A 22,415-nucleotide genomic window follows, 5' to 3' on the forward strand; every position below is an offset into this window, starting at 1 on the left:
CCGGGCCATGTCCGGCCTCGCGCGCTACCGCGCCGAATGGACGGCCGATCCGGTGCGCGAGGTGCTGGCCGGCATGGTCGGCACCTTCGCGCTGATCCCCGAGGTCATCGCCTTCTCCTTCGCCGCCGGGGTGGCTCCGGAGGTCGGGCTCTACGCCTCCTTCGTCATCAGCGTCGTCATCGCCATCGCGGGCGGCCGCCCGGCGATGATCTCCGGTGCCGCCGGCTCGGTCGCGCTGGTCGCGGCGGCGCTGGTGCGCGCCCACGGCATCCATTATCTGCTCGCCGCCACCCTGCTGGCCGGACTGTTGCAGATGCTGGCCGGCGCGGCCCGGCTGCATCTGCTGATGCGCTACGTCTCCCGCCCCGTCCGCACCGGCTTCGTCAACGCGCTGGCCATCCTGATCTTCTCGGCGCAACTGCCGCACATGGTCCATGTCACCTGGCACACCTACGCCCTGATCGCGCTGGGGCTGGCCATCATCTACGGCGTGCCGCGCCTGTTCACCGCCATCCCATCGCCGCTGCTCTGCATCCTGGCCCTCACGCTGGTCGCCACGATCTGGCCCATGCCGGTGCATAGGGTGGCCGATCTGGGCCGCCTGCCCGACAGCCTGCCCCATCTGCTCTGGCCACGGGTGCCGCTGTCCCTGTCCACGCTGGAGACCATCCTGCCCTTCGCCGCCGCCATGGCGATGGTCGGCCTGCTGGAATCGATGATGACCGCCAGCGTGGTCGACGACCTGACCGAAACCCATGGCCGCAAGCGCACCGAATGCGTCGGCCTCGGGCTGGCCAATGTCGCCGCCGGCCTGTTCGGCGGCATCGCCGGCTGCGGCATGATCGGGCAGACGGTGGGCAACCTGCGCTATGGCGGGCGCGGCCGGCTCTCGACCTTCGTCGCCGGGGCGTTCCTGCTGCTCCTGATGGTGGCGCTGCGGCCGTGGGTCGCCCGCGTGCCGGTCGCCGCCCTGGTGGCGATCATGATCATGGTCTCGGCCAGCACCTTCTCCTGGGCGTCGCTGCGCGACCTCCGCACCCACCCGCGCGGCGGCAGCGTCGTCATGCTGGTCACGGTCGCGGTGGTGGTGGCCACCCACAATCTGGCGGCGGGCGTGCTGGCCGGCGTGCTGCTCAGCGGCCTGTTCTTCGCCGCCACCGTCTCCCGCCTGGTCACGGTCGAAACGCACTACGACCCCGGCACCGACACCCGCACCTACGGCGTGACGGGCCAGATCTTCTTCGCCTCGGCCGACCTGTTCGCCGAAAGCTTCGACACGCGCGACACCGCCCGCCATATCCGCATCGACCTGCGCCACGCCCATTTCTGGGACATCACGGCCGTCGGCACCCTGAGCGATATCGTCGCGCGGATGGAAAGCCACGGCCTCGCCGTCGACATCGTGGGCCTCAACACCGCCAGCGCCACCCTGATCGACCGCCATTCAGACCTGAACGTCACGCCATCGGATCACGCGACGCCCACGGCGCGACGCCCCTCGCAGACCGGCGCCGAATGACGATTTTCTCCTGACGGACTCGGTTCTCTCGCGATCCGGCTGAGAATCTTGCCATGTCCGGCACGGCAAAGCGTCTCGAACGCGCGGTCGTCACCGCCAGCGGGACGCCATCACCGTCATCAGCCGGGTCGGGTATCCGATTCACACCCTGTCACGACCCGGCGCGCGATCCCCCGTTTTGCCGCTCTCCGGCGCGGCGAACGGGTCCGGCGCCCCATCGGCGGCCGGCGCGCCAGCCGATTGCGCATGCAGACTCTGCGCGGCCTGGAGCGAGAGAGCCGCCGCCGCCCCTTCGTCACCCGCCTGCCGCGCCGCGCGGGCCGCCAGGGTCAGTGCCCGCGCCATGCCCCGATAATCCACAAGCTGCCGCCGCAGGTCGGCGGCCTCGACCGCCAGTTCGCGCGCCGCCGCCGGCTCCCGCGCCAGCCGCAGCCGGGCGTTCAGCTCATCCTCGTCCGCCTGCCATTTCGCGGCCACCGGGCGCTTGTGCGCCAGATGCGCCACGGCCCGCGCCAGCATCGCCCGGTCGCCCCGTCCATCGGCGATCAACCCGGTCAGCAGGCTCGCCTGCTCCGCGATCGCCGGGTCGGCGCTCGCCATGGCGCCGGCGGCCAGCGGCGCGGCCTCGCCATCCCGCGACAGCCGATGCAGGGCGGCGGCCTGCGCCAGGTCCAATCCGGCATCTCTCCCCGTGCGGCCCCGCACCGCCATCGCGGCCCGCGTGGCCGCGATGGTGGACAGCGCATCGCCCGGCCGATCCTGCGCCAGTTGCACCACCGCCAGGTTATAGCCCGCATCGCCGATCGCCCCGGCATCGTCACGCGCCAGCGCGCGCGTGCCGGCCTGCCGGTACTGGCCCTCCGCGACCGTCAGCCGGTCCAGCCCCGCCGCCTGGTGCCCCGCATCCATCGCCTGGTCCAGCACCGCGTCGCCGGCCGGCCCCGCCTTGCCGCCCCCGCATCCCGCCAGCACCGGCATGGCCAGCGCCAGCAGCAGCACGCCGCGCGGATATCCCCCGCTCATGGCGCGATCCTCCCGGCGGGCAGACGGTGCGACGCCGGAGTCTTCGCGCCCCCGCCACCCAGCAGCCACAGACCGCGCAACTGGTCCGTCAGCTTCTGGAGGCTGGCGGCGGTCGTCTGCGCCTGCGTCAGCAGCACCGGCAGTTCGGCCGACGTCTCCCGCAGGTTGCGGCTGATCGCGGGCATGTCCGGGCTGGCCTTGCGCAGGTCGGCCGACATGGCGCGGACATTGGCCATGCTGGCATCGGCCTTCGCCATCACCGACGACAATTGCCGCTCGACCGGCGTCAGCCTGGTCACGGCCTCGTTCAGCGACGCGACCAGGGCTTCCGCCTGCCGGATCAGCTTGTCGTCGGTCATCAACTGTCCGGCGGTCCCCTTGCCGGCATGCAGGTCCGTCACCGTGGCATCCAGCATCGACATCATATGCTGCGCGCTGTCGAGCACCGGCAGCACGCGCGCCCGGATATCGGCGAAGGTCTGGGTGATCATGTCGGCCGGGTTGGGCGCCGGGTGCGCGGTCAGCACGGCATAATGCCAGTCCATCGCCTCGCCCGCGCCGCGCGTGATGTCGATATAGTTCGCCCCCGCCACCACGAAGCGCCGCCGGATGGTGGCGGTGCTGTCGCGACGGATGAAGGGCTCGATATCGGGGTCGATATCGGCGATCGCATACATGCCGCCCGTCGGATTGATGCGGATACGCCGGATGGTGCCGGCATGGATACCCACCACCTCGACATCATTGCCCGGCGCCAGCCCGCTGACGCCGCCATCGGGCAACACGATCTGCAATCGCCCCGCCGGGGTCAGCCAGTTATGCAGCACACCCGCCTCGATCACGGCGGCGAAGCAGATCACCAGCGACACCAGCACCAGCAGCCCGACCCACTCGTCGGCATAGCGCACGCGCACCAGTTGCCGTGTCAGGCCCTTCACTTGATCCTTGGCCATCAGACCCCCCGCACCGGGAAAAGGCCTTCGTCGAGAAGGCGCAGATGAACATTCACCGCCGGCCGGTACTCGGCCCAGGTCGCGCCATGGCGCGCGAACCACATCACGGCGGCGCCCCGGTCGCGCGCCGCCGTGATCGCCTCCAGCAACGCCACCGTCGCGTCCGGCGGCAGCATGTCGGACACGTCCTCCAGCATCAGCAGGTCGGGCCGGCCGAGAAAGGCCCGCACGCACGACGCCCGCGCCAAGTCCGCCGCCGAAAGCCGCCCGGGACTCGTCAGCGGCAGGCCCGGAAAGCCGAACGCCTGCCCCAGGCTCATCGCCTCCGCCACCACATCGTCGGTCGGGCGCGTGGTATGGTGCAGTTGCTGGAGAATGATGTTCTGGTGCGTGCCGAACAGGTCCAGCCAGGACTCGCGCCGGGTGATCCGCCCGATGCGCCCGCGCAGGGCATAAAGCTGGCGGTCTCCCAGCGCGGTCCAGTCCAGGCCCATGAACCGCACGCTGCCCGAAGCCAGCGCGACCATGCCGCAGCACAGGTCGGCAAACAGCGTGGCCCGCGCATAGTCCCGGCAGTCCACGATCGCGCAGTCCCCGGGCATCAACCGCAGGTCGACCGGCACCGGCGCCATGCCGCTTTCGTCGAATGACGGCTGGGCGGCGCGAAGCTCCAGGATCGGTCCATCAGTCCCCATGGCTCACCCCCAGAGGCTGAACAGGATGTTGACGACCATCACCGTCATGATGCCCCGGGCGAAGCCGCGCGGCATCAGGGTGGCGATCGTGTCGTCCACATCCGCCAGCAGCCCGGTCATGCAGGCCCCCAGCCCGACGAAGAAGCCGACCAGGATGAATTTCAGCGGAATGACCACGAAATCCCACGACGACATCGCCCCCAGCACGTTGGCGAAGAAGGTCCACACCGATGTCGTGATCACGCCCGACGCATGGGTGATGATAAAACCCATCAGCAGCGCGTTGGTGGCGAACAGGATGCCGAGCGTGAAGCCGCCGAGCATGAACGCGCAGGTGCGGGGCAGCACCAGCAGCAGGAACGGGTCCATCCCCTGCGCCTGCAAGGCGCGGATCTGCCCGCCCAGCGTCAGCAGGCCGATTTCCGTCAGCACCAGCATGCCGCTGCGCCCCAGCAGGATGATCCCGACCAGCACCGGCGAGATCTCGCGCACCAGCACCGATACCAGGATCGATCCGGTCATCTGCGCCATTCCGGCGAACCCCAGCCAGTAGACCGCCTGCGACACCACCATCAGCCCCGCCAGCGTGGCGGTGATCACGGTGCTCAGGAACCCGCCCCCCACGACCTGGCTCAGGCACAGGCGGAATTCGTCGCGCACCGTCCGCCGCCACGCATTGGGGCGCATGCTCTCGCGCACCACCCCCCAGGCCGAGCCGATCAGCACCAGCACGAACCGCACCTGGTGCCGGGTCAGCCGGCCCAGCCAGGCCAGCGCCGGCCGGACCCGCCCCGGCATCGACGCCAGCCAGCCCGGCCGGCGGCCATCCGCGGCCTCGGTCGGCGTCGGCGTCGGCGCGGCCGCCCCGCCCGTCATCGCCGCCCCGCCAGGACATAGGTACGCGTCATGCCCGCATGCGGCACGAAGAAGCGCCCCCGCTCACGGAACAGGAACCGCCCGCGCAGGATCTGGTAGACATCCTCCGACACCTGGATGGTGCCGACATCGGGCGCGCCCTGGGCCATCATTTCAGCCATGCCGATGGCATCGCCCCACAGATTGAAGACCTTCGGATCCTCGCCCAGCAGCCCGCCGAAGACCGGGCCGACATCGATCCCGATGCGAAAGACCGGGTCCAGGTCGGCCCGCGACAGGATCGACAGCGACGCCTCGCGCATCACCAGGGCCGCATTTGCCATCCGCTCGGCGGCTCCGGGGTCGGGCGTGTGCGAACATCCCGCCACGCAGACCAGCCGGTGGCCCAGCATCTTGATCGAATACAGCCCGTATTGCCGCGCCACGGTCTGCAACTGCACCGCCAGCGCCTCGACCAGCGCAATGACCCGCGCGGGGTCTGCGCGCGACGAGGTGATGATGTCGGCAAAGGTAATGACCATCACCGCCACCGCGGGAAACAGCCCCTCCACCGCGCCGCCCTGCCCGTCGGGCCGGGTGCTGCCGGGCGGGACCAGGAACCCGTCGCCGAAGGCATGTTCCGCCTCCTCCGGCGGCGGCGGCGCCAGTTCGCTCGCGGCGGCGGTCACGGCGCTGTAATGCTGGGCGGCGAAGCGCGCCGCCGCCACGCCGGCGATCATGTCCACGAAATGCGAGGCCAGCCCGGCCCGCGACGCATCCTCCAGCGTGATCATGCCGATCGGCCCCGATGCCCCAACGATGGGCGCCAGGAACAGGCTCCGGCTGCCGAAGGTCCGCATGAACAGCCGATGGAAACTGACCGTCCGCTCGTCCGCCCCGGCATCGGCCACGATGGTCGCCTCGCCATGGGCCACCAGGTCGAAAAAGGCCTGAAGGTCGCCACGCGACAGTTCGAACCCGCCCGAATGGGCATCATGGCGCGAGTCGTAGGAATCGACGCACAGCAACGTGGCCCCGTCATGCATCAGGCGCCAGATCGAGGCCCGCCGCGCCGACGCCATCTCCGCGAGGCTGCGCGTCAGGATCAGGGCCTCGTCGGTCGGGTCGAACAGCGCCGGATAGCTGGCCACCGCGCGCAGCGCCTGGCTTTCACGCCCCGAGACGGCACGCAGCCCCGCCAGTTCCGCCGTCACCCGATCGGTCCGCCGCCCCTGGCGGAACAGCAGCACCCCCAGCAGCCCGGCCAGGACGACGATCAGCAGCGAGAACATCAGGTTCTGCCGCCCGTCCACCATCGCGAAATTGGCGAAATCGCTTTCCGGCGCAACCAGGATCAGCACCCATTTCTTCGCCGTCGATGGCAGGGCCGCCGCCATGGTGACGAAATTGCGCTTGCCGTTGCGGATCCCGTGCGGGCCGTAGCCCTCCACGCGATAGACATCGAACGCCTGCGACAGCACCGGATAGATCCGGGGGTCCAGGACCATTTTCGCCGGGTCCCAGTTGGCCTGCTTCGCCACGTCCAGCATGTGCCGCCCGGCCAGCAGATGCCCGTCCTGGTCCAGGATCAGCGCATGGCCGCTCTTGCCGATCTGGAGCGAATTCAGGAAATTCGTCAGTTCGTTCATCGACAGGTTGATGGCGAAGACGAACTTCCGGTCCCCCTGTCCCTGATAGACGATCGAGGCCGTGATGATCATCTGGCCGGTCTGGGTGATCAGATAAGGCGCCGACCAGTACAGCTTGCCGGTTTCGGCCGCGCCGCGAAACCAGTCGCGGGTGCGCGGGTCGTATCCGCCAGTCGGGTTGTTCTCGGCGCGCAGCGCGGCACCCTTCTCGTCGAAAAACTGATGGACGAACCGCGCACCCGCGCCCTCGCCGCTCAGATGCGTCGTCTCCAGCCCCTTCCCCTTGGGGTCGCGCTCGATCAGGTCGAATCCGCCGTCCGAATCGGCCAGATAGAAGGAATGGACCTGCGGCACATGGCGCAACATGCTGCCGCCATAGGAATTGAAGATCTTGATGATCGCGGCCTGCGAGCCATGTTCCAGCATATCGCGCGCGATCACCGTCCCGGCCGTCGCCGGGCCCAGGTAATCGCCGACTTCCTGGGCGATGTAGTTCTGCTGGCTGACCAGCAGGTCATGGGTCAGCGCCAGCGCGCCGGAGCGGATCGAGCGATAGGAATGCAGGCCGATCGCCCCGATGACGGCAACCACCAGCACCACGCCGAAGATCGGAACACCGACATGCAGCAGAAAACGCCTGAGCCGATCGGAATGCGCTTCTGCGGGGTCCACGATCTCGTCAGCGGTCAATGATCTCTTCCCGGTCTGTTGGCCCAGAGCGCACGGCGGCCGCCCCGCCACGATAGGATACCATCAACGCAAAGACCAACCCGCGGGATGCGTGCCAGCCATCCGGCCGCCGTCAGGACGACCAGATCGGCTCCTTCAGCTTCTCCACAAAGCGCGCATGCGCCGCCAGTTCCTCGGGCGACGGCACGATCGGCCGGGGCGTGCGGCCACTCACGCGCTCATAGCTGTGCGCCACCGGCCCGCCACCGCCATCCTCCACCATCAGCCCCAGCCCGCGCTGCCGGCCGCCCATCAGTTCCAGATAGACCTCGGCCAGCAGGCGGCAATCCAGCAGCGCGTTATGGGTGGTGCGGGCCGACAGGTCGATGGAAAAGCGCCGGCACAGCGCGTCCAGGCTGTTGGGCAGGCCCGGATAGCGCTCACGCGCGATATCCAGCGTATCGACCATCCGGTCCAGCGACAGTTCCGCCCGCCCGGCCCGCTCCAGTTCGGCGTTCAGGAAGCCGAAATCGAAGCGCGCATTATGGGCGATCATGTCATCCTGGCCGATGAAAGCCAGGAATCCATCGGCAATTTCCTGAAACTTCGGCTTCCCCTCCAGGTCCGCCAGCGTAAAGCCGTGTACGCGCGTCGCCTCCTCGGGAATGTCGCGCTCCGGATGGATCAGCACATGGAAATGCTGCCCCGTCGGCAAATCGTCGATCAGTTCCAGGGCCGCGATCTCGATCACCCGGTCCCCCTTCCTGGGGTCCAATCCAGTGGTTTCGGTATCGAACAGGATCGATCGCTTCACGCTACTTTCCTCTCCGCGCGCAACCGCGCGACCAACCGCCGCACCCGGCGCACGGTATCGTTCCGCGACAGGCCGGTCCGGATCACATCATCCGCCCGCCGCCGCTTCTCCCGATCGGGCATCTGGCGCGCGATCACCGCCGCCACCTCGGCCGGCGCCATGCCGCGCCGCCGGGCAACCCGATAGGCCTGCACATCCGGCGGCGCCGACACCACCGCCACCCGGTCGCACAACCGGTCCCCCCCGGTCTCGAACAGCAGCGGCACGTCCAGCACCACCCAGGTCCGCCCCGCCCGCCGCGCGCGCGCCAGAAAGCGGTCGCGCTCCTGGCGCACCAGCGGGTGGATGATGCGTTCCAGCCCCGTCATCACCGCCCGGTCGGCAACGGCCGCGCGCCGCAGCACCGCCCGATCCAGCACCCCGTCCCGCACCGCGCCGGGCACCAGCCGCCCGATCGCCGGCAACGCCCGGCCACCGGGCGCCTGCAACGCATGGACCGCCGCATCGGCATCGAAGACCGGAAAGCCGGCCCGCCTCAGCATCCCGGCCACCGTCGACTTGCCCATACCGATTCCGCCGGTCAGGCCCAGGATCCGCATCGTCACCGCGCGAGGTCGGCGTCGAACAGCGCCTGGATATCGGCATCGACCTCCGGATCGACCCCGAACCAGCACCGAAAGCCCAGCCGCGCCTGATGCAGCAGCATGCCGGTCCCATCCACGGTCCGCAGCCCCCGCGCCACGGCGGCACGCAGCAGCGGCGTCAGGCGCGGCACATAAACAATGTCCGACACCACCATGTCGTCCGGGGCCCGCGACAGGTCGGGCGCGAACACATCGCCCGGCCCGCCATGCATGCCCAGCGACGTGGTGTTCACCAGCAACGCATGGCCCGGCAGATGCGCCGTCCAGCCCGCCCAGTCGACGACCGAAATCGGCGCCGGCCCCTCCGCCGACAGCGCCTCGGCCAGCGCCACGGCCCGGGCGGTCGTACGGTTGGCGACCGAGACCGCCACCCCGCGATCCAGCAGGGTGGCGGCAATCGCCCGCGCGGCGCCCCCGGCCCCCAGCAGCAGCACCGGCCCGCGCATCACATCCACGCCCTTCGCCTCCAGGCTGGCAACGAACCCGTCGCCATCGGTCGAATGCGCTTCGATCGTCCCATCCCCGGCGAAGACCAGCGTATTGACCGAACCCGACCGCACGGCCGAACGATGCAGCCGGTCGGCGATCGCGAACGCCGCCTCCTTGTGCGGAATGGTCACGTTGGCCCCGCGAAATCCGGCGGCGCGCAAGCCATGGACCGCAATGTCGAACGCACCCGGCCGCACCGGCAGCGGCACATAGGCCCCGTCGATGCCATAGCGGGCCAGCCAGAAATTATGCAGCAGGGGCGAGCGCGAATGGGCCACCGGCCAGCCGATCACGCCCGCCAGCGCGGTCGTCCCCCGAATCGTCAGCCGGCCCGGCGCGACCCGCGCCATCGAAGAATGGTCGCTCATCCCGGTCATCGATCCGCATTCATCGCCGTGTACCGCGCCCAAGCCAGCGGCAACAGCCGCGCCAGCCGCCCGGCCCACGCGCTCTGGCCGGCCGCATCGGCCACCAGATCCTGCCTTATCTCCAGCTCCACATGCGGCAGGCCACGCGCCTCGCCATGAAACGGCACGGTATGGTCGCTGGTATCGGTCAGCGCATAGGGCTCGTTGTCGCCGACCAGCAGGCCCGGCTCCCGGTCCAGCAACTCCTTTACGATCAGGCCGAAACGCGGATCGTGATTATGCAGGATTCCCGCGTGCCAGGGGCGGGCAGCCCCATCCATCTCGGGCGTGAAACTGTGCAGCGCCACCAGCACCGTCGGCAGTCCCGCCTCCCGCCGCGCATCCAGTTCGACGGTGATCCGGTCATGATAGGGCCGGAAGATCCGCTCCACCCGCTCCCGCTCCGCCGCCGCGTCCAGCCCCGCATTGCCCGGCACCACGGTCCCGTCGCTGGCCCGCACGATCGAGGTCGGATGCCCCGGCGCGCGATTGCAATCGATCACCAGCCGCGAATAGACCTGCTCGATCAGGACCGTCTCCAGCGAAGACGCCAGCATCCGCCCCATGCCGGCCATGCCGATATCCCAGGCGATATGGCGCTCCCACTCGGGCGCCGGCACGCCCAGGTCGCCCAGCCGCGCCGGCACGGCCCGGCCGGCATGGTCGCTCACCAGAACGAACGGCGAGCGGCCCGTCCGGCCATGCACCCGCACCGGCTGCGGATCGTCCGCGCCCAGCAGCGGTTCGTCCTGTACCATCGTCCCGTCCCTCACCCGATCATCCGGCCCAGCCCGCTTCTACCCCGCGCCCCGGCACCGCGAAAGCCGTCCTGCCTCATCCGTTGGCCAAGGAGCGCAAACGCGCGGGCGTCGTTGCCGGGTCCCAGCGCACCGGCCCGACAATCCGCGCAACCTCGCGTCCCGCCCGATCGATCACCAGCGTCACCGGCACCCCCTCCTCGCGCAACGCGGTCGGGATCCGCATGTCCGGGTCGCACAGCACCGGCAGGCCCTCGATCGCATGCGTGCGATAGAACCGCCGCACCAGATCCACCCCCCCATGGTCGATCGAGACCGGCAGCACCGCGATATCCCCCGCCGGCGCCACCTGCCGCGCCAGCGCCGCCAGCGCCGGCATCTCCGCGACGCAGGGCTGGCACCAGGTGGCCCACAGGTTCAGCACCACGATCCGCCCGTGCCAGTCGGCCAGATGCCGCGCCGCCCCGGATCCGTCGACAAAGCCCAGGTCCGGCAACGGACGCGGCGCGGCCGTCCGACGCGACGGCAGGTCGGCCGGCACCGCCTCCTGGGCCCGCGCCGACGGTGCAAGGATGGAATTGCACCCGGCCCAAGCGGCCAGTAGGGTGCCGCCATCGACGAGCAACGCGCGTCGACCGACGGTTTTCGACAGGATCTGGGGCATGGCATGTCTGTGAACGATGAACATGCGACCGACAATGACTCCGCACGGGCGAATGTCCAATGGGGCGGTCGGTTCGCGGGTGGCCCCTCGGCCATCATGCAGGACATCAATGCCTCGATCGGCTTCGACAAGGCCCTGTGGCGGCAGGATATCGCAGGTTCGCTGGCCCACGCCGCGATGCTGGCCAAGACCGGCATCATCAGCGCCGGCGACGAGGCCGAGATCCGGCGCGGCCTGACCGGAATCGGGCAGGAGATCGCCGCCGGCCGGTTCGATTTCAGCCCGCTGCTGGAAGATATCCACATGAATATCGAGGCCCGCCTGTCCGAGCGGATCGGCGAGGCCGGCAAGCGCCTGCACACCGCCCGCTCGCGCAACGACCAGGTCGCCACCGATTTCCGCCTCTGGGTGCGCGACGCCATCGACGGGCTGGACGGCCAGGTCGCCGCGCTGATGCGCGCCCTCGCCCGCCGCGCGCGCGAACACGCCGCCGACCCGATGCCGGGCTTCACCCACCTGCAAACCGCCCAGCCCGTCACCTTCGGCCATCACCTGATGGCCTATGTGGAGATGCTGGCCCGCGATCGCGGCCGCCTGGCCGATACGCGCCGCCGTCTGAACGAGTGCCCGCTGGGTTCCGCCGCCCTGGCCGGCACCTCCTTCCCGATCGACCGGCGGATGACGGCACGGGCGCTGGACTTCGACCGCCCGACCGCCAATTCGCTCGACGCGGTGTCCGACCGCGATTTCGCGCTGGAATATCTTTCGGCGCTGTCGATCATGGCCATGCATTTGTCGCGCCTGTCCGAGGAAATCGTGATCTGGTGCTCGGCCCCCTTCGCCTTCATCCGCCTGTCCGACGCCTTCACTACCGGCTCGTCGATCATGCCGCAGAAGCGCAACCCCGACGCGGCGGAACTGGTGCGCGCCAAGATCGGCCGCGTCACCGGCGCGCTGGTCGGTCTGCTGACGGTGATGAAGGGCCTGCCGCTGGCCTACGCCAAGGACATGCAGGAGGACAAGGAGCCGGTCTTCGCCGCCACCGACGCCGCCGCCCTGTCGCTGGCCGCCTGCGACGGCATGATCCGCGACCTGACGGCGGATACCGGGCGCATGCGCGCCTATGCGGGCTCCGGCTTCTCCACCGCCACCGACCTCGCGGACTGGCTGGTCCGCGTGCTCAAGCTGCCCTTCCGCACCGCCCACCACGTCACCGGCCGCCTGGTGGCGCTGGCCGAAAGCCGGGGCGTCGATCTGGCCGACCTGTCGCTGGCCGACATGCAGGCCGAGGAACCCGGCATCACGCAGGACATCTTCTCGGTCCTCACCGTCGAGGCCTCGCTCGCCTCGCGCACCAGCGAGGGCGGCACCGCCCCGGACAATGTCCGCGCCCAGGCCGAACGCTGGCTGGCCGCGCTGGGCGACGCGCCATGACGCGCCGCCCGATGCGCGCCCTCGGTACGATGCTCGGCGTGGCGCTGCTGCTGGCGGGCCTCGCGGCCTGCGGCAAGAAGGGCGCCCCCTCCGCCCCCGGCCCGGCCTCGCACATGACGTATCCGCGCACCTACCCCAGTCCCGACTAGGCCCCTGCCCGCTCCGATCCCCGACCCCGCACTTCGGCCGCAACAAGGCACGCCATGTCCGACATCCCTTCCTCGCATCACCAGACTGTCGCCGCCTATGTCGACCAGGCACAGGCCGTCATCTCCGCGATAACGTCGCTGGCGGCGCCGATCGGCCAGGCCGCCGATCTCTGGATCGAATCCCTCCGCGCGGGCGGCAAGATTCTTTTCTGCGGCAATGGCGGCTCGGCAGCCGATGCCCAGCATCTCGCGGCGGAACTGCTGGGGCGGTTCCTGACCGATCGCGAGCCGATGCCCGCGCTTTCGCTGACGGTCGACACCTCTTCCCTGACCGCGATCAGCAACGATTTCGGCTACGAGACCGTATTTTCCCGCCAGTTGAAGGGAATCGGCCGACAGGGCGATGTCCTGGTCGGGCTTTCGACCAGCGGCAACAGCCGCAACGTCGTCAACGCCTTCGCGCTGGCCCGCACGATGGGCGTCCGCACGGTCGGGCTGACGGGGCAGCATGGCGGCGCCATGGCCGAACTCAGCGACATCCTGATCGCGGTGCCGGACGCGCGCACCAACCATATCCAGGAGGCGCATATCACCATCGGCCACCTGATATGCGCGATCGTGGAAACCACGCTGTACCCGAACAACGCGTAGTCCGTTAATCCCGCGCACCGGCCGGCGCGGTCTTTCAGAAGGTTTTCAGCAGCCGGTCCAGATAGTCCAGTTCCTCGCGCGGCCGGGTGCGGTCGGAGTCGCGGCGACGCAGTTCCTGCTCGATCTCGCGGGCCCGCTCGCGCGATACGGCGTCGGGGACATGGGTATCGGCATCCATGCCCTCCTTGCCCTCGCCGGTCTGCCGGCCCAGCGGATCGCGGTCGCCCTTCTGCCCCTCCCGCGCGCTCTCGCCGGAATCGTCGCCCTCACCCGGCTTGCCCCCGCCGGAACTGTTCGAGAAACCGGGCAGGAAGCTGGTCATGCCGCCGCCGCCCGATCCCTTCATTGCCTGGCGCATCTGCTGGTCGCCCTTTTGCAGGTCGGCCAACGCCTTGCGCTGCGCCGCCGCCGCGGCTGAATCGTCGCCGCCGGCCAGCGCGGCGCGCGCATCCCGGATCGCCCGCCCGGCATCGGCAAAGCCGGACGGCGCATCCTTCCCCGTCAGTCCCTTGAATTCGTGCCCCAGTTCCTCCAGCGCCCGCCCCAACGCGCGCTGCACCGCCCGGTCATCGCCCCGCGCGGCCTCATCCCCCGGCGCCCCACCGGCAGGCGACGGCGTGTTCGCCCCCCCGGTCGAGGCACCAGCCGGGGCGCCGCTCCGCGCCGGCGGCGCGCCGCCCGACTGCCCGTCCTGCATGCCCGGGAGCGGGCGCAGGCCCAGACGGCGCATCAGTTCGGCGGCCGGCATCGTCGCCAGATCATTATCCGTGTCCGGCGCCTCCTCCTCCTGCCGCGCACGGCGCTCGGCCTCGGCCTTCTCGCGCGCCCGCTGCGCCCGGTCCAGCCGCCCCTGGCTGTGATCGAGCAATCCGGACTGGCGACCGATCAGGTCCTGCAAGGCCGCCTGCTGCTCGGCCGCCTGCTGGCGCGCCATCATCTGGGCGGCCAGGTTCGCCAGGTCCTGCGGCGAGGCCGTCCGCATATGTTCCAGCATATCCTCCATATGCTGCATCATCCGCATCGCATCCGCCGACCGGCCTTCCTTCGCCGCATCCTGCATCTGCTGCATCATCTTCGACAGCGCACGATCGCCGTCCTGCGTCATCCCCGGCAGGTCCGGGATCGCGGTGTGCGATTGCAGCGCCTGCTGGGCCAGCGCCTGCATCCGGCGCGAAATCGCCTGGCGCAACGCCTCCATCCGCCGCTGCAATTCACTCTGCTCGGCGGGCGACTGGCCCTGCGCGCCCAGGGCCCGCATGCGGTTCAACTGCGCCGTCACCGCATCCTGCGCCGCGCGCACCTCCAGTGCCGCCTGCGCCCCGGCCTGCCCACCATGGCGGACATCCTCGATCTCCAGCGCCAGATACCACAGCCGCGCCACCACCTGATCGAGCGCCGCCTGCGGCGCGACATCCGGGCTTTCCAGCAGGTCGGCGGCCGATGCCAGGTTCAGCAGCATGCCCGCATCGGCCTGGAACGGATCGGGCATCTCCCCCAGCGCCGCCAGGTCGGCGGCACCATCGGCCGCCCCCTCGCGGCCCAGCGCCAACCGGCGCCGGATATCCAGCACCGCCTTGGCCACCGGGCTGGTGAATTTACGCGCGCCGAGCCGAAACCGCACCTCCGGGCTGCTGCCCTCCTGCCCGCTGGCGCTGGTCGCCACCAGCCGTCCCACCACCATCTCGCCGGCCCAGGGATCGGCCGACAGGTCGGGCATGGCGACCCCCTCGGCATCGCGCGGCCGGCCGTCCAGCGGAATCGGCACGCTCAACACCCGCCCGGGCAACACGCCCTTGCCCGGCGCCAGCCGCAATTCAGCATGCAGCGACGCGATGCCATAAGCCTGCTTCGCGGCATAAGGCAGCCGCGTGCGCCACTCACCGTCCGGCGCGCCCGGCCGCACCCCCCACGCCACCACCGGCGCCATGTCGGGCAGAACCGTCACGGTCCAGTCGCTGAAGGTGCGTCCGCGCCCGCGCAGGGCCAGCGACGCGCTGTCCAGCAGCGTAACCTCCGCCGACCAGCTTCCCGGCCCCAGCGCGCGCACCCGCTCATCCCCCACCGCCGGGCCCGCCCCAGCCCCGGCCACCCGCAGGCTCGGCCGGCCACGCAGATCCGTGATGCTGACGCTCAGCACCGCCCCCCGCGGCACCGTCGCCCGTCCCGCGCGCTCGTCCAGAAACACCGGCGCCCCCGGCGCGTAGGCCGGCGGGGTGATCCAGGCCTGGATATGCGGGCGCGGCGCGCCCGGATCATCCAGCCCCGGCCAGAACGCGGCCGCCAGCCGCCCCGGCGCCTCCGGTCCGGCCCAGCCCAGCGCCGCCAGCAGGGCGAGCGGCAGCACGATACCCAGGCGCCACGGATCGGCCGCCCCGCTCCACACGCGCGGCCAACCGGCCCGCATCCGCCCGATCGCATGGCCGGTGCGCCACAGATGCGCCGCCCACAATCCCGCCTGCTCGGCGCCGCCGGCCGCCGGATGATCGGCCAGCGTCTGCAACGGGCGATGCGCCATCCCCGATGCACGTTCGATCCGCCGGTCGATCGCGTCCGCCGTCGGCGCCGCCACCCGCCGCCCGCGCCACACGACCCACCCCACGCCGGCACCGGCCAGCCCGACCAGGACCACCCCGCGCAGCAGATCGGGCAGCGCCTGCGGCCCGCCCAGCAGACCCGCGATCAGATAGGCGGTCAGCCCTCCCAGCACCGGCAGCAGCACCGGCCGGGCCGCCTCGACCCACAGCACGAGTCGTGCCCGATGCCGCGCCGCCGCCAGACGGACCGCGAACGGCACCACGGCCCCCGCCGACACCCGCCCGTCCCGCAACGTGGAGGACCCGCCCGCCATCCGGCGCTCAGACGCCCGCCGGGGCGGGCGTCACCCAATCGGGAATCCGGTCGGCCGCCCACAGGCCCTCGGCCGGCTGGCGCGCCCGGATCACCGACCAGCGACCGCCATCGACCAGCACCTGGGCCGCCAGCGGCCGGCCGTTATAGGTGGAACTCATCACCGCGCCATACGCGCCGGTATCCAGCAGCGCGACCCGCGCCCCCTCTTCCAGACGCGGCAGGACCCGGCCATCCGCGAAGGAATCCGCGCTCTCGCACACCGGCCCCACCACATTCACCGCCTCCACCGGCCGCGTTGCGTCCCGGGCCGAAACCGGCAGGATGCCATGCCAGGCCTCGTAAAGGCTGGGCCGCATCAGGTCGTTCATCGCCGCGTCCAGGACCAGGAACGACGGCAATCCATCCGCGCCCGCCTTGCGCAGGATCACCCGCGACAGCAACAGCCCGGCCGGGCCAGCCAGCCAGCGCCCCGGCTCGATCGCCAGCCGCACGTCCAACGCGCCCAGTTCGGCACGGATCGCCCCGGCCAGCGCCTCCGGCGCCCCCTCGGCCTCATCGCGATAGCGGATACCCAGCCCGCCGCCGCAATCCACCAGACCGACGGTCAGCCCCCGCGCCCGCACCGCCCGCACCAACTCCGCCACCCGCGCGAATGCGGCGCGGTAGGGCGCCATGGCCACGACCTGGCTGCCGATATGCACCGAGAACCCCAGCGGCCTCAGCCCCGGCAGCCCCGCCGCGTGCTCATACAGCGCGGCGGCGCGGGCATAGGCGACGCCAAATTTGTTGGTCGACAGGCCGGTGGTGATCTTCTCATGCGTCCCCGCGTCCACGTCGGGATTCACCCGCAGCGTGATCGGCGCCACCCGGCCGGACGACACGGCGACCTCGGACAGGATCGCCAGTTCCTCGGCGCTTTCGACCGCGATGTGGCCGATCTCCTCGGCCAGCGCCAGCGCCATTTCCTCGCGCGTCTTGCCGACGCCCGAAAAGACGATCCGCGCCGCCGACACCCCGGCCGCGCGGGCCCGGCGCAGTTCGCCGCCGCTGACCACATCGGCCCCCGCCCCCTCGGCGGCCAGCACGCGCAGCACGGCCAGATGATCGTTCGCCTTCACCGCGAAATGGATCGACGGCGCCAGCCCCGCGCCCCGCATCGCATCGTCCAGCCGGCGATAGCGCGCCCGCAGGGTGCCGGCCCCCATGACCCAGGTCGGCGTACCGACCGCGTCGGCGATCGCATTCAGCGGCACGTCCTCCAGCACCAGGCCATCGAACGCGTGCATCGACAGATGCGTTCGCGCGGCCAGCAGGTCGGCAACGGTCGGGTCCTGCCCGGCGGGAGAAGAAGGGAAATCCAGCATGCACCCAGAATACCGGCACCGCGCTCCGGTTCCAAGCTCCCGTCGCGGCCCCACGCTGTTCTTTCGCGATCCGATCCGATAGAGGCATCACCAGCCAGGCCAGACCGAGGGAGAGACCACGATGCCCGATGACACGCTGATCGACGCCGCGATCGCCGTCCGCATCCATGCCTACGCCCCCTATTCCCATTTCCTGGTCGGCGCCGCGCTGCATGACGCCGACGGCCGCCTCTTCGTCGGCTGCAACACCGAAAACGCCGCCTACCCCGAGGGCCTCTGCGCCGAAGGCGGCGCGATCTCAGCCATGGTGGCGGCCGGCGGCCGGCGCATCGTCGACCTCGTCATCTGCGGCGGCGGCGACCGCGCCTGCGCGCCCTGCGGCGGCTGCCGCCAGAAAATCCGCGAATTCGGCGCCCCGGACCTGAGAATCCGCATGGTCAACCCGTCCGGCACGGTGCTGCTGGTCCGCACCCTGGCCGAATTGCTGCCCGACGCCTTCGGTCCCGAAGATCTGGCGACCGGCTGAGCCGCTACAGCCAGCCAGCCAGCCGCGCGGCAGGCCGCGACACGTACCCGGCTGACGGGAATGCCGAGGCCCGATGGCAGGTCCAGTCGCCAGGACTGCCCCTGCCGCACGGCCCGGGGCGCCGCATCGGCCGCCACCCAGAACGACCGATGCACCTGTAGCCCCGCCCCCACCCCCAGGCTGCCGATCGCATCGCGCAAGCGAAGCAGCGTCAGCACCTGGCCCTGGTCGGTATGAATCCGCAGGTAATGATCCTCCGCCTCCAGGGCGAGCAGCGTCGCCCCCGCCAGTTTCGGGGCATGCCGCCGGAGAAAGTCGCGGCACGGCATGCCCGGCGCCGGACCGGCGGAAACGACCTCCCCCTGCACGGGGCGCTCCCGCCACAGGCCATGGCGAATGACCGACAGGATCACGCCGAGCCCCAGCGCATCGACATAGAACCCGGTAAAGTCGCGGATCGTGCCGAACGTCCCGTCGCCCACCAGCATGCAGAGCGGCACGGCCGGTATGGATGCCAGCCCCAGAGTCAGGAGACAGGCATGAAAAGGCGGCAGGCCGTTCACCCGGGCGCCCGAGCCCCCTCGCACCCGATAGCCCCACGTCCGGTACCGTCGCAACCATCGCATCGGAACATCGCGCTCGTCTCGCATGTCCCGCTCTGGGCCTGGCTTCTGCTGGCCTATCCGGTCCGGCAGGGGCTACGCGCCCTGTCGGACCGTACGGTCCCGCTCCGCCGCGTCGTGCTCATGCCGGTCATCTTCATCGCCTGGGGGGCCTCCGGTCTGCTCGCACGATCAGGTACCAGCCCGGCGCCGTACCTGGCCTGGCTGGCGACCGCGGCCAGCCTGATGCCGGCCGGCTACCGGATCGGCCCGCTCCACATGACGATCGACCGCGTCCGCGGGCTGGTGCGTCGCGCGGGCACCCCCTGGCCGCTGGTCAGGAATAGTCAGTCTGTTCGTCGCGCAATTCACCATCGGCATGGCAACGGCGATGCTTCCGGAGCAACGGCCCGAACTGGCCCTGCTGCGCGGCGCGCTCTCCGGCGCGATGGCCGGCTATTTCCTGGGCTGGGCCCTGGCCTTCCGCCGTCGGTGGAAAGACGAAAGCCCCATCATCGCCTGAAGGCGCCACGAGAGCCCGGCCCGCTCACGGGCGGCGGCTATCGGGCCGGCCCTCCCCCGCGATATCGGCCGAGGCCGCCAGCCCCCACCCAACCATCAGGAAGATCCAGCCCGCCGTGCGCACGGTAAACAGCGCGCTGCTCGATGCCAGCGGCCACAGCATCACGCAGCTCGTCACACACAGCATCGCCTGCCGCGGCGCTTGCCCCGGCGACAGCGCACGGACCATCCGCCATAGCCAGCACGCCACCATGGCCACGAAACAGGCCAGTCCCGCCAGCCCCGCCGTCGTCGCGACGTCCAGATAGATATTATGCGGATGAATGTTGCACCCCACCGCCGCTCCCCGGCTGGCAAGGACATGGCCGAACACCATCAGGTCGCGGACATAGGCCGGATCGGCACAGCCATTCCGAAACCCGTCCACCCCCAACCCCAGCCACGGATGCCGCATCACCATGTTTCCGGCACGGATATAGATCTGCCCATAGGGGCTGTCGGAAAAATGATGCATCTGGTCCAGGAAGCGGACGACCAGCTTGGCATAGGCCGGCGGCGACAGCACCGGCAGCAGCGCCAGCCCCGCCCCCCCCGCCAGCGCGGCCGCCAGTACCGGCCAGCGCAACCGGCGGATCAGCAAGGCCATCACGGCCAGCCCCAGCCCGAACAGCAGCGCGGGCATGCGCTGGCCGATCAGGATCATCGTCAGCGTCAGGAGCATGATCAGGCCCACACCGGCCAGCCGCGCGCGCCAGGACGATGCCTCCAGCCAGCGGGTGGCATAGACCATCAGGCCGGGAAAGACGACCATCAGCAGCGCCGCCCCGGCGCGCGGCTTGTAGAACGGCCCGGTCAGCGCCCCGTCCACCCAGCGCGGATAGCCCCACAGGTTGGTCCCCAGCAGATATTGCTGCCAGCATTCCACGACCAGCCACAGGGCGGCGACCGTCACCGACACCCCCAGCCACCGTCGCGCCGCGCCATCGCGCAGCACCCAGCGCTCCAACGCCACGCAGAACAGCAGGAACCGGCCCAGCACCAACGCCTCGGCGACCGCATGGCCGGCGCCATGCATCACCGAGGACAGGATGGCCACGCCCCAGAACGCCAGGGCGAAGACCGGCCAACCCCGCCACCAGCCGCGATCGCGCGTCCGCACGCAATGCACCAGGAACAGCACGGCGACGCAGGATATGAATCCGTCGCTGATCGCCCGTCCCCGCAGCAGAAAGAACGGTAACGTCAGCGTCATCGCCAGGGCGATCCATCGCATCATGCTCTCGGACGCACCCGGGCGCCCATTGACGTGCTCAACCATCGTCCACGCATAACGCCATCCGGCGATTCGCGCATCCGATCATTCCCCGACCGTTCGGATGAAGCTTTTGAGATCCGCCACGAGCACGAAGGCCCGCCTCCCCCCGACATCGAGCGCCTTCGGTGCTTCGGCGCCGCCGCCAACAATTTCTCGTCTGTCTATCTCTGGCGACACGACACGACGTTCAGCGACTGGCTGCTGCGCGGCGGGTACGAGATCGTCACGGATTCATTCGGCCGCGCCGACATTCAGACGTTTTTCACGCTCGGCGCCTTCCGAGGCAACGGCTGCGAAGCCCGCTTCCTCTATCGGGATGACCGCGCCATTCCACGCGATGCCGACCTGACGGATTCCTTCACCCGCGAGGCCGCATGGGGGCGGGATTACGCGACACGCTCCGAAATCGTCGCAGTCGTCCTGGGCCTTGATCCGCGAAACTGGACATTCGTGCGTATCCTGTTATCCGAGGCCGAGCCCGAGGCAAGCACACCGGGCATCGCCTGCCAGATCGCCCATCTATCGCGTCCGCTGCTCGACACGCTGCCGCGGGAAGGCCCGTGATGAACCGCCTCTTCGCGCCCGCAGGACCGCGCCCCTCGTCAATACGGTCAGTCCGCGATGGCCGCGTCGAGCGCCGCCGCCAGGCGGTCCATGCCGGCCTGGGTCGGGTGGTACGCCACGGGGCGCGACCATCCGGGATTGCGGGGAGGATGGAAGCCGGTCACGAACGGCGTCGTCGAGCAGACATCATGGCCCGCTCCGATCAGAGACGACCGCACCACACCGACGTGATTCCGGACGGCGGCCTGCCCGATGACCCGTGCGAGTCGAATCGACACGCCGCGCAGCCACCCGATGTCGGCCGGGGAAAGCGGCAGTCCCACACAGTCCCGTCCGCCGCTGGCCGGCACGGCGGGAAGATAGCCTAAAAGGACGATGCGCGCACCGGCCGCGCGGTGCCGAACCTCTGCGATCACCCGGTCGAGCCTGCCGGGCAGCGCCGCAAGACGCCGCGCGACCTCGGCCGCGTCGCCGACATGGCAGGCCGTGCCGCCGCTATCGCGACATGACAGGCCAAGCAGGTTGCCGACATAGCCGACGTCGTTGCCACCGATGAGAATCGAGACCAGCTTCGTATCCGGCGTCACCGCTTCGATCTGCGCCGGGAAACCGTGCTGGCCATGGACGAGGATGGTATCGACCGTCGCGCCCGAGCACGCTACATCCACCAGATCGAAGTGATGCCACCCGGCCACCTGCCTTGCATAGTTCGACATCGAGCGTCCGCATGCCCCGCTGGCATGATCGGGCGTTCCGACCCCGGGACCCGCGGCGTAGGAGCTGCCCATCGACACATAGCGGATGCCGCCCGGCAATTGACCGGAAGCACCACTGACCAGCAACGCGCCGATCGTCATCAGGAACGGAATCTTCATGCAATCCTCGATATGGTTGGGGAGCATCGCGCCGATTCCGGCTCGGAACGGGCAGCGATGACATCGATCGCCGCCAAGATCGGCTGCACGGCAGGACGTCGTGAGATGGGCGATAACCGAGCGAGATTACTCACAGCGGCGCGCCTGCCGCCTGAATCGGTATGAACCGCCCCGGGTTTACCGGAGAGTAAAACCCTCAAAGGATGAGCCCTATGACGAAGCAAAAATTCACCCCTGCTTATCCTGCTGACCTTCGAGAACGTGGAGTCCGGCTTTTTCGAGAGTACCGAGGTGACTACGTGTCAGGTTGTGAGACGTGACGAGCGCCGCATCGCCATGGCGAGCAAGATGGCGCAGTTCCCGTTCGTGCGGGAACTCGACGGCTTCGAGTTCGACGCCCAGCCGTCCCTCGATCCCCGGCAGA

Annotated in this window: 22 protein-coding genes and 3 pseudogenes; 10 read left to right on the forward strand and 15 right to left on the reverse strand. The window is 70.1% G+C overall.

From position 1 onward, the window contains the following. Positions 1 to 7: 7 nt before the first annotated feature. Positions 8 to 1,519, forward strand: coding sequence for a SulP family inorganic anion transporter (locus HLH48_RS17930; protein WP_182998870.1), 1,512 nt, complete (start codon positions 8 to 10; stop codon positions 1,517 to 1,519). 141 nt (positions 1,520 to 1,660) lie between these two features. On the opposite strand, the gene HLH48_RS17935 is transcribed toward HLH48_RS17930, so the two are convergent. From HLH48_RS17935 to HLH48_RS17980, 10 genes are all read right to left on the reverse strand, one after another. Next, positions 1,661 to 2,542 carry a hypothetical protein gene (locus tag HLH48_RS17935; protein WP_246387474.1) on the reverse strand — a complete coding sequence of 294 codons (882 nt, stop codon included), beginning with the start codon at positions 2,540 to 2,542 and terminating at the stop codon, positions 1,661 to 1,663. After that, complete coding sequence (locus tag HLH48_RS17940; RefSeq protein ID WP_182998850.1) at positions 2,539 to 3,495, reverse strand: MlaD family protein; 957 nt, start codon at positions 3,493 to 3,495, stop codon at positions 2,539 to 2,541. Before HLH48_RS17940 ends, HLH48_RS17935 begins: the two co-directional genes overlap by 4 nt. Continuing rightward, entirely contained in the window at positions 3,495 to 4,190 is a 696-nt protein-coding gene (locus HLH48_RS17945) for an ABC transporter ATP-binding protein (RefSeq protein ID WP_182998851.1), read from the reverse strand. Before HLH48_RS17945 ends, HLH48_RS17940 begins: the two co-directional genes overlap by 1 nt. A gap of 3 nt (positions 4,191 to 4,193) precedes the next feature. Beyond that, positions 4,194 to 5,066, reverse strand: a complete 873-nt coding sequence (locus HLH48_RS17950) for an MlaE family ABC transporter permease (protein ID WP_182998852.1) — start codon at positions 5,064 to 5,066, stop codon at positions 4,194 to 4,196. Then, the gene (locus HLH48_RS17955) at positions 5,063 to 7,384 is read right to left on the reverse strand and encodes an adenylate/guanylate cyclase domain-containing protein (RefSeq protein ID WP_182998853.1); all 2,322 of its coding nucleotides are present in this window, start codon (positions 7,382 to 7,384) and stop codon (positions 5,063 to 5,065) included. Before HLH48_RS17955 ends, HLH48_RS17950 begins: the two co-directional genes overlap by 4 nt. A gap of 112 nt (positions 7,385 to 7,496) precedes the next feature. Beyond that, positions 7,497 to 8,177, reverse strand: a complete 681-nt coding sequence (gene dnaQ, locus HLH48_RS17960; protein WP_182998854.1) for a DNA polymerase III subunit epsilon — start codon at positions 8,175 to 8,177, stop codon at positions 7,497 to 7,499. Then, entirely contained in the window at positions 8,174 to 8,776 is a 603-nt protein-coding gene (gene coaE / locus HLH48_RS17965) for a dephospho-CoA kinase (protein WP_182998871.1), read from the reverse strand. Before coaE ends, dnaQ begins: the two co-directional genes overlap by 4 nt. A 2-nt stretch (positions 8,777 to 8,778) precedes the next feature. Further along, on the reverse strand, positions 8,779 to 9,660 hold the full coding sequence (locus tag HLH48_RS17970; protein WP_182998872.1) for a shikimate dehydrogenase: 882 nt from the start codon (positions 9,658 to 9,660) through the stop codon (positions 8,779 to 8,781). Positions 9,661 to 9,683: 23 nt separating this feature from the next. Then, positions 9,684 to 10,475 (reverse strand): N-formylglutamate amidohydrolase, encoded by a 792-nt coding sequence (locus HLH48_RS17975; protein WP_182998855.1) that lies wholly within the window; start codon positions 10,473 to 10,475, stop codon positions 9,684 to 9,686. A gap of 76 nt (positions 10,476 to 10,551) precedes the next feature. Next, positions 10,552 to 11,139, reverse strand: coding sequence for a TlpA family protein disulfide reductase (locus tag HLH48_RS17980; protein ID WP_182998856.1), 588 nt, complete (start codon positions 11,137 to 11,139; stop codon positions 10,552 to 10,554). Positions 11,140 to 11,142: 3 nt separating this feature from the next. Between HLH48_RS17980 and argH the strand changes: the two genes are divergently transcribed. Genes argH through HLH48_RS17995 form a run of 3 tightly spaced genes read left to right on the forward strand, consistent with a single transcriptional unit; the run spans position 11,143 to position 13,373 of the window. Beyond that, positions 11,143 to 12,573: an argininosuccinate lyase gene (argH, locus tag HLH48_RS17985; protein ID WP_182998857.1), complete on the forward strand. Its 1,431-nt coding sequence runs from the start codon at positions 11,143 to 11,145 to the stop codon at positions 12,571 to 12,573. Beyond that, positions 12,570 to 12,722, forward strand: a complete 153-nt coding sequence (locus HLH48_RS17990; RefSeq protein WP_182998873.1) for a hypothetical protein — start codon at positions 12,570 to 12,572, stop codon at positions 12,720 to 12,722. Before argH ends, HLH48_RS17990 begins: the two co-directional genes overlap by 4 nt. Before the next feature lie 54 nt (positions 12,723 to 12,776). After that, entirely contained in the window at positions 12,777 to 13,373 is a 597-nt protein-coding gene (locus HLH48_RS17995) for a D-sedoheptulose-7-phosphate isomerase (RefSeq protein WP_182998858.1), read from the forward strand. A gap of 34 nt (positions 13,374 to 13,407) precedes the next feature. Here the strand turns inward: HLH48_RS17995 and HLH48_RS18000 are convergent, their stop codons facing one another. Then, a complete protein-coding gene (locus tag HLH48_RS18000) occupies positions 13,408 to 16,221 on the reverse strand; it encodes a DUF4175 domain-containing protein (protein WP_182998859.1) in 2,814 nt (937 codons plus the stop codon). A gap of 7 nt (positions 16,222 to 16,228) precedes the next feature. Further along, the gene (gene lysA / locus HLH48_RS18005; protein WP_182998860.1) at positions 16,229 to 17,587 is read right to left on the reverse strand and encodes a diaminopimelate decarboxylase; all 1,359 of its coding nucleotides are present in this window, start codon (positions 17,585 to 17,587) and stop codon (positions 16,229 to 16,231) included. A gap of 121 nt (positions 17,588 to 17,708) precedes the next feature. On the opposite strand from lysA, the gene HLH48_RS18010 reads away from it, so the two are divergent. Then, complete coding sequence (locus tag HLH48_RS18010; protein ID WP_182998861.1) at positions 17,709 to 18,113, forward strand: cytidine deaminase; 405 nt, start codon at positions 17,709 to 17,711, stop codon at positions 18,111 to 18,113. 35 nt (positions 18,114 to 18,148) lie between these two features. Here HLH48_RS18010 and HLH48_RS23700 read toward each other — a convergent pair. Continuing rightward, positions 18,149 to 18,763, reverse strand: a pseudogene (locus tag HLH48_RS23700) (LytTR family DNA-binding domain-containing protein); the annotation flags it as partial. Here HLH48_RS23700 and HLH48_RS23820 point away from each other — a divergent pair. Continuing rightward, positions 18,653 to 18,940 (forward strand): annotated as a pseudogene (locus tag HLH48_RS23820) (DUF6622 family protein); the annotation flags it as partial. The pseudogenes HLH48_RS23700 and HLH48_RS23820 overlap by 111 nt on opposite strands. Positions 18,941 to 19,106: 166 nt before the next feature. Further along, positions 19,107 to 19,238, forward strand: a complete 132-nt coding sequence (locus HLH48_RS23595; RefSeq protein WP_264812535.1) for a hypothetical protein — start codon at positions 19,107 to 19,109, stop codon at positions 19,236 to 19,238. Between the two features lie 24 nt (positions 19,239 to 19,262). On the opposite strand, the gene HLH48_RS18020 is transcribed toward HLH48_RS23595, so the two are convergent. Next, positions 19,263 to 20,513, reverse strand: coding sequence for an O-antigen ligase family protein (locus HLH48_RS18020; RefSeq protein WP_246387476.1), 1,251 nt, complete (start codon positions 20,511 to 20,513; stop codon positions 19,263 to 19,265). 30 nt (positions 20,514 to 20,543) lie between these two features. On the opposite strand from HLH48_RS18020, the gene HLH48_RS23345 reads away from it, so the two are divergent. Then, entirely contained in the window at positions 20,544 to 21,116 is a 573-nt protein-coding gene (locus HLH48_RS23345) for a DUF4865 family protein (RefSeq protein WP_182998863.1), read from the forward strand. Positions 21,117 to 21,163: 47 nt separating this feature from the next. Here HLH48_RS23345 and HLH48_RS18030 read toward each other — a convergent pair whose 3' ends face one another. Further along, complete coding sequence (locus HLH48_RS18030; protein ID WP_182998864.1) at positions 21,164 to 22,018, reverse strand: SGNH/GDSL hydrolase family protein; 855 nt, start codon at positions 22,016 to 22,018, stop codon at positions 21,164 to 21,166. On the opposite strand from HLH48_RS18030, the pseudogene HLH48_RS18035 reads away from it, so the two are divergent. Both HLH48_RS18035 and HLH48_RS23600 read left to right on the forward strand, forming a co-directional pair. After that, positions 22,004 to 22,136 (forward strand): annotated as a pseudogene (locus HLH48_RS18035) (IS3 family transposase); the annotation flags it as partial. The gene HLH48_RS18030 and the pseudogene HLH48_RS18035 overlap by 15 nt on opposite strands. A 203-nt stretch (positions 22,137 to 22,339) precedes the next feature. Then, the coding region (locus HLH48_RS23600) for a hypothetical protein (protein WP_281374963.1) at positions 22,340 to 22,415 on the forward strand (76 nt) is incomplete at its 3' end.

This window comes from Gluconacetobacter sacchari (genome assembly GCF_014174255.1).
In the GTDB taxonomy this organism is placed as follows: Bacteria; Pseudomonadota; Alphaproteobacteria; order Acetobacterales; family Acetobacteraceae; genus Gluconacetobacter; species Gluconacetobacter sacchari.

Excerpts from the sequence above, each read along its gene's own strand:
- HLH48_RS17930 (WP_182998870.1), top strand. The coding sequence starts at position 8 with ATGTCCGGCCTCGCGCGCTACCGCGCCGAATGGACGGCCGATCCGGTG.
- HLH48_RS17935 (WP_246387474.1), bottom strand. The coding sequence starts at position 2,542 with ATGAGCGGGGGATATCCGCGCGGCGTGCTGCTGCTGGCGCTGGCCATG.
- HLH48_RS17940 (WP_182998850.1), bottom strand. The coding sequence starts at position 3,495 with ATGGCCAAGGATCAAGTGAAGGGCCTGACACGGCAACTGGTGCGCGTG.
- HLH48_RS17945 (WP_182998851.1), bottom strand. The coding sequence starts at position 4,190 with ATGGGGACTGATGGACCGATCCTGGAGCTTCGCGCCGCCCAGCCGTCA.
- HLH48_RS17950 (WP_182998852.1), bottom strand. The coding sequence starts at position 5,066 with ATGACGGGCGGGGCGGCCGCGCCGACGCCGACGCCGACCGAGGCCGCG.
- coaE (WP_182998871.1), bottom strand. The coding sequence starts at position 8,776 with ATGCGGATCCTGGGCCTGACCGGCGGAATCGGTATGGGCAAGTCGACG.
- HLH48_RS17970 (WP_182998872.1), bottom strand. The coding sequence starts at position 9,660 with ATGGCGCGGGTCGCGCCGGGCCGGCTGACGATTCGGGGGACGACCGCG.
- HLH48_RS17975 (WP_182998855.1), bottom strand. The coding sequence starts at position 10,475 with ATGGTACAGGACGAACCGCTGCTGGGCGCGGACGATCCGCAGCCGGTG.
- HLH48_RS17980 (WP_182998856.1), bottom strand. The coding sequence starts at position 11,139 with ATGCCCCAGATCCTGTCGAAAACCGTCGGTCGACGCGCGTTGCTCGTC.
- argH (WP_182998857.1), top strand. The coding sequence starts at position 11,143 with ATGTCTGTGAACGATGAACATGCGACCGACAATGACTCCGCACGGGCG.
- HLH48_RS17990 (WP_182998873.1), top strand. The coding sequence starts at position 12,570 with ATGACGCGCCGCCCGATGCGCGCCCTCGGTACGATGCTCGGCGTGGCG.
- HLH48_RS17995 (WP_182998858.1), top strand. The coding sequence starts at position 12,777 with ATGTCCGACATCCCTTCCTCGCATCACCAGACTGTCGCCGCCTATGTC.
- HLH48_RS18000 (WP_182998859.1), bottom strand. The coding sequence starts at position 16,221 with ATGGCGGGCGGGTCCTCCACGTTGCGGGACGGGCGGGTGTCGGCGGGG.
- lysA (WP_182998860.1), bottom strand. The coding sequence starts at position 17,587 with ATGCTGGATTTCCCTTCTTCTCCCGCCGGGCAGGACCCGACCGTTGCC.
- HLH48_RS18010 (WP_182998861.1), top strand. The coding sequence starts at position 17,709 with ATGCCCGATGACACGCTGATCGACGCCGCGATCGCCGTCCGCATCCAT.
- HLH48_RS23595 (WP_264812535.1), top strand. The coding sequence starts at position 19,107 with ATGCTTCCGGAGCAACGGCCCGAACTGGCCCTGCTGCGCGGCGCGCTC.
- HLH48_RS18020 (WP_246387476.1), bottom strand. The coding sequence starts at position 20,513 with ATGATGCGATGGATCGCCCTGGCGATGACGCTGACGTTACCGTTCTTT.
- HLH48_RS18030 (WP_182998864.1), bottom strand. The coding sequence starts at position 22,018 with ATGCTCCCCAACCATATCGAGGATTGCATGAAGATTCCGTTCCTGATG.